The sequence below is a fragment of the Fontibacillus forbon genome, from assembly GCF_046559655.1.
Classification (GTDB): Bacteria; Bacillota; Bacilli; order Paenibacillales; family Paenibacillaceae; genus Fontibacillus.
In genome coordinates this window covers 58705-69713 of record NZ_JBKGFV010000011.1, presented here as the reverse complement: position 1 = coordinate 69713, position 11009 = coordinate 58705, and the positions used below count along the sequence as shown (strand labels likewise).

Below are 11009 nucleotides of genomic sequence, written 5' to 3'. Positions count from 1 at the left end.
ATAATGCCTGCATTGAGTCGTTTCACAGCATTTTAAAGAAAGAACTTGTGTACCAAACAAAATTTCATACACGCAAACAAGCCTACGAGGCCATTCAAACCTATATTGAACTGGAGTACAATCGAATTCGCATACACTCCACATTAAACTACAAATCCCCATACTGGTTTGAAAAAGCCTATTACGAGAAACTCCAGATTTCATAACGGAGTGTCTACTTTATTGACGTAAGTCCACTCATGCCAGCTTCATTGGATATTTTCCAACAAAACCCTCTATTCGAGTTAAAATATCGAGACCGATTGGATTTTTTCCAACCGTTAGGATGAGTGAATTGCCAAATTCCCCAAATTAGCTGTTCCGATCATGAAGTTCATTGGATTTTCTCCAATCAATCACCCTATCCACTAGGAAAAAGCACCAAATGATTGGAAATTCCCCAATCAAGCATAGCTGATACTGCGAGATTCAACTTGAATTAGAGGGGTTAGGGCCGGGATGTTTTGGTTACATCGATTTTACTTTGATTGTGGAGTACTTCGGATTATTTGGTTACTTCAACCACTCTGGTTACTTTAGACACGACACTTTGAGCACTCTCGGCACTTTGGTTACTTCGGGTCACTACGGTTACTTCAACCACTCTAGTTACTTAGACACAACACTTTGAGCACTCTCGGCACTTTGGTTACTTCGGGTCACTACGGTTACTTCAACCACTCTAGTTACTTAGACACAACACTTTGAGCATTCTCGGCACTTTGATTACTCCAGGTCACTACGGTTGCTCGTCCACTTTGGTTACTTCAAACACGACACTTTGAGCACTCTCGGCACTTGGGTCACTCCAGGTCACTACGGTTGCTTTGTCCACTTTGGTTACTTCAAACACGACACTTTGAGTACTCTCGGCACTTTGGTTACTTCGGGTCACTACGGTTACTTCAACCACTCTGGTTACTTAGACACGACACTTTGAGCATTCTCGGCACTTTGATTACTCCAGGTCACTACGGTTACTCGTCCACTCTGGTTACTTCAGACACGACACTTTGAGTACTCTCGGCACTTGGGTCACTCCAAGTCACTACGGTTGCTTTGTCCACTTTGGTTACTTTAAACACGACACTTTGGCACTCTCGGTACATTGGTCACACTGGGTCACTACGGTGCTTGGGTCCACTCTGGTTACTTCAGACAGACACTGGCGGCACTTTTCTACTTTCGACACTTCGCCCACTCTGCATACTTTGCACTTTATTCACTTTAGTCACTTTATTCACTTTAGTCTCTTTAGTCACTTCAGTCACTTTAGTCACTTTAGTCACTTCAGTCACTTAAGAACACGTTAGTTACACATGCTCCTGTTATTACTTTAGCTAATTTAATACCCTGGACCTTCTGCCGAAATTGCGAACTGGAAGCTAAGTAGGGATCGGGTTTCCTGTTGGATATATCCAACAGGAACGACAACTTCATTCCCATCATGGCGATCTCATTGGATAATTCCAATGAATGTCGGCAAAAGATGATGCGGTTTGCTCGTTTAGGAGTTTTTGAATGGAATTATTTAATCAAGCCGTCGCAACCTCCTTTGGTTGCGCTCTCTCATTGGAAAAATCCAATGAAACTCGTTTCAAGCCTCAACGGCTAAGGCTGCCGGCCAATAAACAAAAAAGCCGTCCCCCTTAGGAGGACAGCTCTTGATAACCGGCAGCGCCGACGAAACGACGGAACGCTTCGCGTCCGGCTTCGTTTACCTTAAAGACGCCGGCGTGGCCCAGAATCTCCGCAAACTTGCGGCCTACTTCTTCTTTGAGCAGCGCGTCGGCTTGCTCGCGCTCCAGCTTCATGCCGTGCCGGTCAACCAGTTCACGGATCCAGTCGGCGTGCACAGCCAGCGGGCTGTCGCCCTGCGGATTCGAAACGGTCGCTTCGTACAATCCGGTATCGCCGCTCAGTATGCCGGCAATATCGGCTAGTTCCTGTTTCAGGCGGCCAGGCAGAATTGCGAGGCCCATCACTTCGATCAAGCCGATATTCTCTTTCTTGATGTGGTGCATTTCCCGGTGGGGATGGAATATCCCCTCGGGATGCTGCTCATTGGTACGGTTGTTGCGCAGCACGATATCCACTTCGTACCCGCCGTCCGTGCTCCGCCGGACGATCGGCGTCACCGTGTTGTGCGGTACGGGTTCGCTGGAGCCTTCGGCATCCTCGCTAAAGGCCAGCACATCCGCTGCAGGATCGCTATAAGCTTTCCACTTCTCGTACAAATCGTCCGCGGCCTCCAGCATCACGTCGGGATCCTGCCCTTTAAGCCGCAGCACCGACATCGGCCAATGCACAAGGCTCGCCGTCACTCCGGCGAATTCCGGATGACTGAACACCGCTTCGATCGGCGCTTTTTCCAGCGGGAACGTGTGCCGTCCACCTTGGAAGTGGTCATGTGTCAAAATGGAGCCGCCTACGATCGGCAAATCCGCATTGGAGCCGATAAAATAATGCGGGAACCTTCCGGTAAAATCAAGCAGACGCTTAAAGGTCAGCTTCGTTAGCTTCATCGGCACGTGATCATGATGGAACACAATGCAGTGTTCATTGTAATACACGTAAGGCGAGTATTGGAAAAACCACGGTTCCCCGTTCAACTCGAGCGGGATAACCCGCAGATTTTGCCGGGCGGGGTGATTGATCCGTCCTGCATAGCCCACATTTTCCCGGCACAGCTGGCACTTCGGATATACCGGAGGAGGAAGCAGCTTGGCCATCGCGATTTCCTTCGGATTTTTTTCCGGTTTGGAAAGGTTAATCGTGATTTCCATGTCTCCGAAAGAAGTCGGCTGGTTCCAGTAAATATTTTGCGCAACCCGGTCCATCCGGATATAGTTGCTGTCAACGGACAGCTTATAAAACTCGTCCGTAGCCGCCTGAATGCCGCCATTCTCCACCGTTTTACCGAATTTGGCAATCGTTTCCGAGGGACGCGGCATCAAAAGCCCCATAATGCGGGCGTCCAGCAAATCGCGGTAAGTATCCGTATCCTCCGGAATCAAGCCGATTTCAACGCCGTAGTCGATCAATACGTTCAGCGGCTGCTGCGGCCCAGTCAATACTTCCTCTTCGGTTTCACCCGCGAACGGCTCGTCAAACCCGAACAACTCCAACAGCCGGTTTCGGGAATAATCAAGGTCCCACCAGTCAATCAGCCCTTGCTGCAAAGCATAGTGAGTCAGCCGTTCTATCGCATGCTGTGCATTTTGTCTGTTATGGTTTGCTTCAGCTTCCACTATTCTTCACTCCTTAGTTGTCACCATAGCCGTCAGGATGATGGAGATGCCACTCCCAGGCGCTGCGGATAATGTCGTCCAATTTGTTGCGGGCAGGCTGCCATCCGAGCACGGTTCTCGCTTTATGGGAAGATGCAATCAAAACGGCAGGGTCCCCCTCGCGCCGCGGGCTAAGGACGACAGGAAAATCGCGGCCGGTAACTTCTTTGACCTTGGCGATAACCTCTTTGACCGAGAAACCTTGACCGTTGCCGAGATTGAACACATTGCTGTCCCCGCCCCCGATCAAGTACTCCACTGCACGCAGGTGGGCATCCGCCAGATCGCCGACATGGATATAGTCGCGGACGCAAGTTCCGTCCGGCGTGTTGTAGTCATCGCCGAACACCTTGATCGAATCCCGTTGTCCCAACGCCGTTTGCAGGATTAGCGGAATCAAGTGGCTTTCCGGATTGTGATCCTCGCCGATCTTCCCGCTTTCATGAGCCCCTGCGGCATTAAAATAACGGAGAGCCACGTATTTGATGCCCAGCACCTTATCAAACCAGGCCATCATCCGTTCCATCGTCAACTTCGTTTCTCCATATACATTCGTAGGTTGCGTAGGATCGGTCTCTTCAATCGGCACCTTATCCGGCTCGCCGTAGGTCGCCGCCGTGGAGGAAAAGACGATTTTCCGCACATTCGCGGCATCCATCGCTTCCAGCAGGCAGAGCGTTCCAAACACGTTGTTGTCGTAGTATTTCACCGGATTTTGCATGCTTTCGCCGACCAGGGAGTTGGCGGCAAAATGAATCACCGCTTCGATTTCATTTTCGGCAAAAAGCTTGGCGAGCAGTTCTTTATCCCGCAAATCCCCTTCATACAACTTCCCGCCAAGCAGAGCCCCTCTGTGCCCGGATTGCAGATTGTCGATGACTACGACTTCCTTGCCTTTGTCCAGCAGTTCCGCTACCGTATGGGAACCGATATATCCGGCTCCGCCAGTCACTAAAATCGCCATGCTCAGTTCTCCCCTTTCACTTCATGGACTCCATTGCCTACGCCGCACACATAAAACTCGCCTTCCAGGCCGGTACGTTCCTTGTAAGCCGCGCCTACCTCCGATACAAAGCGATCCACAGCATCTTCATGAACGAGGGATACCGTACAGCCGCCAAACCCGGCTCCGGTCATCCGCGCGCCAAGCGTACCTTCGATCTTGCGGGCTTCCTCGACCATGACATCCAGTTCCATGCAGCTTACTTCATACAGATCGCGCAGGGAATCGTGAGAGGCGTTCATCAACTTTCCGAATAACACCAAATTGTTCGCGCTAAGCGCATCTACCGATTTCAGCACGCGGGCGTTCTCTTCCACTACATGAGTTGCACGCCGAAGCAGCACTTCATCACTGAATTTGCCTTTGAGTTGTTCAAAACGTTCCGGCGAGAGATGAGCCAGATACTGGATCTGAGGTTCTTCCTGCTGCACGATCCGAAGCGCCGCGTCGCACTGTTCCCGGCGTTCATTATATTTGGAATCCACCAGTCCTCTGCGCTTGTTTGTATTGCCGATCACCAACTTGTACGCCCCGGTCTTGAACGGCACAAGTTTATACTCCAGCGTATCGCACATGAGCAGAATCGCATGATCCTCGGCCCCGTTCGATACGGCGAACTGGTCCATAATTCCGCTGTTCACGCCGACATAGAGGTTTTCCGCTTTTTGCGAAAGAACCGCGATTTCGACTTTATCCGTAGGCTGGCCTTCCATGGAGAGCAGCGCGTAGGCAGTTACTACTTCAATGGAAGCCGAAGAAGAAAGACCCGCTCCATTCGGAATTTCACCGTGAAAAAGCAGATCATATCCGCTCGTGAGCGAAACTCCTTTTTTGCCAAGCTCCACGATCACGCCTACCGGATAATCGACCCACTCTTCCGTTTTGGCTTTGCCCAATTCATCCAGTCCGATTTCGGCCGTGTAAGGCAAATTGGTTGATGCAAATGTTACTTTCTTATCGTCGCGTTTCCGGACGGCAACCGTTGTTCCGAATTCCAGGGCGGCCGGCAGCACATAACCGCCGTTGTAATCGATATGCTCGCCGATCAGATTGACGCGGCCCGGCGCATTGAAGATTCGTACGGTTTCTCCGCTTTTCCCGCAACGTGATATAAACAATTGTTCCATTTCCTGTTTTTTCATTAGCATACACCCCATCTTCATGGAATCTTAAGTTCTTGTACCTAGTATAAGAAAAAGCATTGTTTTTGATAATGCATCTATGCGAGAATAATATGGATAAATGTGACCACCCTTTGGTAAAGGAGTCTCTCTTATGACCCAAGAAACGTATAGCGCGGCAGCCAATCCGGAAGTTTATGGAGTCAGTGACCTGCATGTCCTGTTCGCCGGCGAAAGTCAGACTCAAGCGGATCACCGCCTCGGACCTAAAGTCTACGATTACTTCCTGCTTCATTTCGTCGAACAAGGAAAAGGAAGCTTCCGGACGGAATTCGCCCATTATGATCTCAGTCAGGGCGACTGCTTCCTGATCCAGCCCGATCAGCTCGTCAGCTACGCTTCCGACAACAGCGAGCCTTGGCGTTACCGCTGGATCGCGTTTACCGGAGCCAAGGCGCATGACCTGATTCAGCGCGCGGGGTTCACCCCGCAGCTTCCGGTGTTCCGGCCCGGCGGTGACAGCCGGATTCCCGGTCTGCTCGAGTCGGTGCTTCAAGCATTCCGCAGTAAGAAACCGAGCTCCCATCTGGCCTCGCTCGGATGCCTGCATCTTGTCATGGCCGAAGCGGAAGACACCCTGGTAAGGGAGTTTGCCTTTCCGGCAGGTGAAACGGGAGTGCAGCGCATCGTCAAGCAAATGATCCACTATATGTCCAGTCAATATGCGCATCCTATGTCGATCGAGCAAATGTGTTCGAGTCTCGGGTACAACCGCGCGTATTTATCGCGGATTTTCAAAAAAGAAACGGGGCTTACCCCCGTCACCTACTTGCTGAAACTGAGAATCGACAAATCGCGCCAGCTGCTCCGCGAGCGCCCCGAGCTGTCGATCGAGCAAATCGCCGCCTCCGTCGGCCTGGCGGATGCCTTGTATTTCTCCCGCCAGTTCCGCCGCTTTCATGGCGAATCGCCAAGCGAGTATCGGAAAAACGCATCCGGTCGCTCTAATCGCAAAAACACCCCTACTCCATAGCTCCGGATATAGGGGTGCCGCTCGCTTGAAGGCCGATCGACACGGTCTTCCTATATTATTGGTGATCTCCGTTCGTATTCAAAATCGTTTCGATGCGGGCCAGCTCTTCATCCGTGAAATCCAGCTTACTGAGCGCTTGCACGTTCTCCTCGATTTGGCTGACCCGGCTGGCGCCGATCAGGGCTGAGGTCACTTTGCCGCCGCGCAGCACCCAAGCGAGCGCAAACTGCGCCAGGCTTTGGCCGCGGGCCGCCGCCATTTGATTCAACGCACGGACTTTCCGCAGCGTTTCCGGCGTAATTTGTTCTTCCTTCAAGAACCCCGTCGAGCTCTTGGCCCGGGAATCATCCGGAATGCCGTTCAAATATTTGTTCGTCAGCAATCCTTGGGCCAGCGGACAGAAAGCAATACTGCCGACGCCGTTCTCTTCCAAAACGTCCTGCAATCCGTTCTCGATCCAGCGTTCAAGCATGGAATAGCTTGGCTGATGAATGAGCAGCGGGGTGCCGAGTTGTTTCAGGATGGCGACAGCCTCGGCAGTCTGCTCAGCAGAGTAACTGGAAATGCCTACGTACAGCGCTTTGCCCGAGCGCACGACCTGATCGAGCGCCATCATCGTTTCTTCGAGCGGAGTTTCCGGGTCCGGACGGTGCGAATAAAAAATATCCACATAATCGAGTCCCATCCGCTTCAAACTTTGATCCAGACTGGATATCAGGTATTTCCGGGAACCCCATTCTCCGTAAGGCCCCGGCCACATATAATAACCGGCTTTCGTGGAAATCACCATTTCATCCCGGTACGGAGCGAAATCCTTTTTCAACACCTGTCCGAACATTTCTTCCGCCGAGCCCGCGGGAGGCCCGTAGTTATTGGCCAGATCAAAATGGGTAATCCCCAGGTCAAAAGCACGGCGCAGCATTTCGCGGCCGTTTTCAAACGTATTGACGCCTCCGAAATTATGCCAAAGACCGAGTGATATCGCCGGAAGCTTCAAACCCGAACGCCCTACCCGGTTATATTTCATAGTTTCGTAACGATCATCGCTAGCGGTATAAACCATGTTTTCCCATCCTTCCTGAAGTGAAATGTCTTTGAGACACATCATAGCTCGTTCAAATATCTTTGGCAAGAAACCGTTTTCTTGTTCATGCTCCCGTCATGAACCGCTTTCCATGAGGCGGAGCCACGCTCCCGTTTCCTTCATTACCCTGCCGATCGGTTCTTTAATATGCAAATCCGCCCTGGAATCATACGAGGTTGAGGAAGCATTGAGCAGCACGGTCCGGCTTCCCCTGAAATATGTGATCAGCGATGCGGCAGGCTGCACCGTGAGGGAAGTGCCTCCGATCAGCAGCAGGTCAGCTTCCGCGATCGCCCTGACCGTATCCTCTATAGTGACTTCATCCAGACTCTCGCCGTAAAGGACGACATCGGGTTTCACGACCCCGCCGCAGGCTTTGCAATGCGGAACCGCCTCCGGGCTGTTCATCACCTCATCCAGCGTATGAAAGCTCCGGCAGTCCATGCAATAGTTGCGGTGAATCGAGCCATGCAATTCCAGCACCTTGCTGCTGCCCGCCATTTGGTGCAAGCCGTCGATGTTTTGCGTGACTACGGCTTGCAGCCGCCCTTCCTTTTCCAAGTCGGACAACAAGAGATGAGCCGGGTTCGGCTTTGCTTCCGGATGAATCATTTTCGATTTATAGAAATCAAAGAAAACTTCGGGATGACGATTAAAAAACGGCCGGCTTAATATTTCCTCCGGAGCGTACGGCGATTCTTTCTCAGCCTGGTAGATCCCCGCCGCGGAACGAAAATCGGGGATCCCGCTCTCCGTGGAGATGCCTGCTCCGCCGAAAAATACGATATTCCGGCTATCCTTCATCCATTCGGCCAATGTTTTCGCATGGGATATCGACATTTCCATGTCTGCCATCTCAAATTCCTCCCTTATGTTCGGTCCCTTCAAACGCTGCGGTCAAATTTTCATATCCGGGAACAATGACGTCGGCATCCAGCAAATAAGAGGCTCCACCGCCGTCCGGCGCGATTCCGACCTTCCGATAAAGCCCTGCCTGCTTGCCCATCGCCATATCGGCATTGCTGTCTCCGAAGACGATGCACTCCTCCGGGGTAACGCCCAATTCATGCATCGCCAAAATCGCCATTTCGGGATCGGGTTTTCCCTTAACCACGCGATCCCGACCCACTACGCTATTGAAATAGTCGCGAATTCCGAGCCACTCCAGATGTTTGATCGCCTCTGGCGTTGTGTCCGAAGTAACTACGCCAAGTTCAATTCCGGCATCCTGGCAGGCGGCCAGAAATTTCTCCAGTCCGGGGATCGGCAGAGCGCCGCGCCGCTTCTCCACCTCCACCATCGCGGATGCACTGAACTGGCGGACTTGGACCACGGCTTCATTCCAGGGCACGCCGGCGATATATAGCTGCCAAGCCAGGAGCGCGGTTACTTCTTCTTCCGTTCCCATGGCAAGCGGACCGGTTTTATCGTACCCTTCGACTTGACCATCCTGATCGTAGCGCAGTCCGATCAATCTGGATTTCTCGACGGGAAGCCCGGCGCCAAGCACGGCCAGATGTCCCTCCAGGAGTTCCGTAAGGGTGTTCGCCCAATCACCCCAAAGCTGCATAAAATCAAGCAGGGTTCCGTCTTTATCAAACAAAATTCCCCGGCACGGAACAAAAGTCTCATTTATATGTATTCCGGGCATCATGGCACCTCCCGAGTTGAAATTCTTCTATAAGATTCTCGATAACCCTATTGTACCCCGTACGGAAAAAAGAGACAAAACCCGCCTAAAAAAGGGTTCATTAGATGGACACAACTAAAGGCTCTGACAGCGTTTTCTATTGTGATAATAATCACAAGGTTTCATTGATAAAAAGAGTATTTTTAAACAAGAGAACATTGCTTCAAATTTTTAATATTTCGCTATGCTTGATCCGATTAGCGAAGCTGCAAGGAAAGGGGTTTACGTCATGTCGGCTAACCATATAAATCAACGAGGAGAGACGTTTTTTCTCAACTTGCGCTTTTTGCTCATCGTTTGCGTTTTTGTCGGTAATGCCATCGAACCGCTCATCACCCGAATGGAAGGAATGCACTCCCTGTATTTGTGGATTTTCACCTTCCATATGCCCCTGTTCGTATTCGTGACCGGCTATTTTGCCAAGTCCAGCCTGACCGGTGAAGCCGGCCGCAAAGTCATGCTCCAAATCGGAATGCAATATATTATTTTTCAAAGCCTATATTCCGTTCTTGACGTTACGATATTTCAAGTTGATGGAATTCACCATTCTTTCTTCGCGCCATATCTGCTGCTCTGGTTCCTGGCCAGCCATTTATGCTGGCGGCTGTTGCTGCTTGCACTCCGCAAGTGCTCGCCGCTTCAACAAATCGTCATCTCCGTCGTGCTGGGCGTATTGGTCGGTTATTTGCAACTGGACGGAGTTTGGCTCAGCATCTCCAGAACGTTTGTGTTCCTGCCGTTTTTTATTGCAGGTTATCATTTCTCCTTTGCCGCATTGGAACGCATCCTCACGCGAAAAGTCAGAATCGCCGGAATGGCGCTTTCTGCCGGACTATTTCTGGCGATTTTCCTAAGCGGATCCAACTTCATCCCGGGCTGGCTGTACGGCAGCATGACTTATATGCAACTGGATCACCATGAATGGTACGCCGGGCTGTACAGATTGGCGTTTTACATGCTGCAGTTTATCGCGGGCGCTATTTTCCTTTCGTTTGTACCGCAAAAAGAAAGCCTTTTGACCGATTTCGGACGGAGAACGCTGTATGTCTTCCTGCTGCACGGACTGATTATCCGCTTAGCCGTCGCGTCGCCGCTGTACGATTACATCCATACCGGCGCAGCTGGCATAGCTGTGATCGTCGGGGCCATAGGCTTGACGCTGTTGCTAAGCCAACCGGTTGTCCGTAAATGGACATCTCCTGCGATCGAACCGCCGGTACAATGGGCGCTGTCCTTGACTCGCAGGGCGAGCGGACATACAGGAGTCATAAGCAAGCATCAGTAGCTTCCCTAATGAAAATAACATATTTTGATAGAATCAGAATAAAAAGGGTCCTTTAGGCCCTTTTTTCTTTTTATGCAGATTGTTGGTTTCAAACTAAGTGGCTGTGGTAAATAAACCATACGCAGGATAAAAACGACCTAAGGAGTTGATATGCATGGCACGGGGTAAGGGCAAGATGAGCCGTGAGGAAGCAGGCCGTTTAGGAGGACAAGCCACCTCCAAAAACCACGGCAAGGAATTCTATCAGGAAATCGGCCAAAAAGGCGGAGAGGCAACCTCCAGAAACCATGACAAGGATTTCTATCAAGAGATCGGCCAAAAAGGCGGAGAAGCCACGTCCGAGAAATACGATAAAGAGTTTTATCGCGAAATCGGCCGTAAGGGCGGAGAAGCCCGAAATAACAGCAAATAATGAAAGCAGGCGGTTTTCGCTTGGTTTCTTTACGAAAGAAGCTCCGGCAGCG

11 protein-coding genes are annotated in these 11009 nt (G+C 51.2%); 4 read left to right on the top strand and 7 right to left on the bottom strand.

Features of this window, described 5'->3' with window-relative positions; all coding sequences use genetic code 11:
• Positions 1-206: IS3 family transposase (locus tag ACLB09_RS25235; protein WP_410770042.1), on the top strand; the 206-nt coding region annotated here is incomplete at its 5' end.
• A 572-nt stretch (positions 207-778) separates the two neighbouring features.
• On the opposite strand, the gene ACLB09_RS25230 is transcribed toward ACLB09_RS25235, so the two are convergent.
• The 4 genes from ACLB09_RS25230 to ACLB09_RS25215 form a co-directional block, all read right to left on the bottom strand.
• The gene (locus ACLB09_RS25230; protein WP_410772574.1) at positions 779-934 is read right to left on the bottom strand and encodes a hypothetical protein; all 156 of its coding nucleotides are present in this window, start codon (positions 932-934) and stop codon (positions 779-781) included.
• Between the two features lie 754 nt (positions 935-1688).
• Positions 1689-3290, bottom strand: a complete 1602-nt coding sequence (locus tag ACLB09_RS25225; RefSeq protein WP_410772573.1) for a UDP-glucose--hexose-1-phosphate uridylyltransferase — start codon at positions 3288-3290, stop codon at positions 1689-1691.
• Positions 3291-3303: 13 nt separating this feature from the next.
• On the bottom strand, positions 3304-4293 hold the full coding sequence (gene galE, locus ACLB09_RS25220; RefSeq protein ID WP_410772572.1) for a UDP-glucose 4-epimerase GalE: 990 nt from the start codon (positions 4291-4293) through the stop codon (positions 3304-3306).
• Positions 4294-4295: 2 nt separating this feature from the next.
• Positions 4296-5474 (bottom strand): galactokinase, encoded by a 1179-nt coding sequence (locus ACLB09_RS25215; protein ID WP_410772571.1) that lies wholly within the window; start codon positions 5472-5474, stop codon positions 4296-4298.
• Between the two features lie 133 nt (positions 5475-5607).
• Here ACLB09_RS25215 and ACLB09_RS25210 point away from each other — a divergent pair, with 133 nt between their 5' ends.
• The gene (locus ACLB09_RS25210) at positions 5608-6486 is read left to right on the top strand and encodes an AraC family transcriptional regulator (protein ID WP_410772570.1); all 879 of its coding nucleotides are present in this window, start codon (positions 5608-5610) and stop codon (positions 6484-6486) included.
• A 55-nt stretch (positions 6487-6541) separates the two neighbouring features.
• Here the strand turns inward: ACLB09_RS25210 and mgrA are convergent, their stop codons facing one another.
• The 3 genes from mgrA to ACLB09_RS25195 all read right to left on the bottom strand — a co-directional run bounded on the left by mgrA (position 6542) and on the right by ACLB09_RS25195 (position 9221).
• Positions 6542-7549: an L-glyceraldehyde 3-phosphate reductase gene (gene mgrA, locus ACLB09_RS25205; RefSeq protein ID WP_410772569.1), complete on the bottom strand. Its 1008-nt coding sequence runs from the start codon at positions 7547-7549 to the stop codon at positions 6542-6544.
• 96 nt (positions 7550-7645) lie between these two features.
• Entirely contained in the window at positions 7646-8425 is a 780-nt protein-coding gene (locus ACLB09_RS25200) for an NAD-dependent protein deacylase (protein WP_410772568.1), read from the bottom strand.
• 1 nt (position 8426) lies between these two features.
• Entirely contained in the window at positions 8427-9221 is a 795-nt protein-coding gene (locus tag ACLB09_RS25195; RefSeq protein WP_410772580.1) for an HAD family hydrolase, read from the bottom strand.
• Positions 9222-9489: 268 nt separating this feature from the next.
• Here ACLB09_RS25195 and ACLB09_RS25190 point away from each other — a divergent pair, with 268 nt between their 5' ends.
• Positions 9490-10545 carry an acyltransferase family protein gene (locus ACLB09_RS25190; protein ID WP_410772567.1) on the top strand — a complete coding sequence of 352 codons (1056 nt, stop codon included), beginning with the start codon at positions 9490-9492 and terminating at the stop codon, positions 10543-10545.
• A gap of 154 nt (positions 10546-10699) precedes the next feature.
• On the top strand, positions 10700-10957 hold the full coding sequence (locus ACLB09_RS25185; protein ID WP_410772566.1) for a KGG domain-containing protein: 258 nt from the start codon (positions 10700-10702) through the stop codon (positions 10955-10957).
• The last annotated feature ends 52 nt before the right edge of the window (positions 10958-11009 follow it).

Coding starts and splice junctions, on each gene's coding strand:
- ACLB09_RS25210 (WP_410772570.1), top strand. CDS start 5,608: ATGACCCAAGAAACGTATAGCGCGGCAGCCAATCCGGAAGTTTATGGA.
- ACLB09_RS25185 (WP_410772566.1), top strand. CDS start 10,700: ATGGCACGGGGTAAGGGCAAGATGAGCCGTGAGGAAGCAGGCCGTTTA.
- ACLB09_RS25215 (WP_410772571.1), bottom strand. CDS start 5,474: ATGAAAAAACAGGAAATGGAACAATTGTTTATATCACGTTGCGGGAAA.
- ACLB09_RS25195 (WP_410772580.1), bottom strand. CDS start 9,221: ATGCCCGGAATACATATAAATGAGACTTTTGTTCCGTGCCGGGGAATT.
- galE (WP_410772572.1), bottom strand. CDS start 4,293: ATGGCGATTTTAGTGACTGGCGGAGCCGGATATATCGGTTCCCATACG.
- mgrA (WP_410772569.1), bottom strand. CDS start 7,549: ATGGTTTATACCGCTAGCGATGATCGTTACGAAACTATGAAATATAAC.
- ACLB09_RS25200 (WP_410772568.1), bottom strand. CDS start 8,425: ATGGCAGACATGGAAATGTCGATATCCCATGCGAAAACATTGGCCGAA.
- ACLB09_RS25190 (WP_410772567.1), top strand. CDS start 9,490: ATGTCGGCTAACCATATAAATCAACGAGGAGAGACGTTTTTTCTCAAC.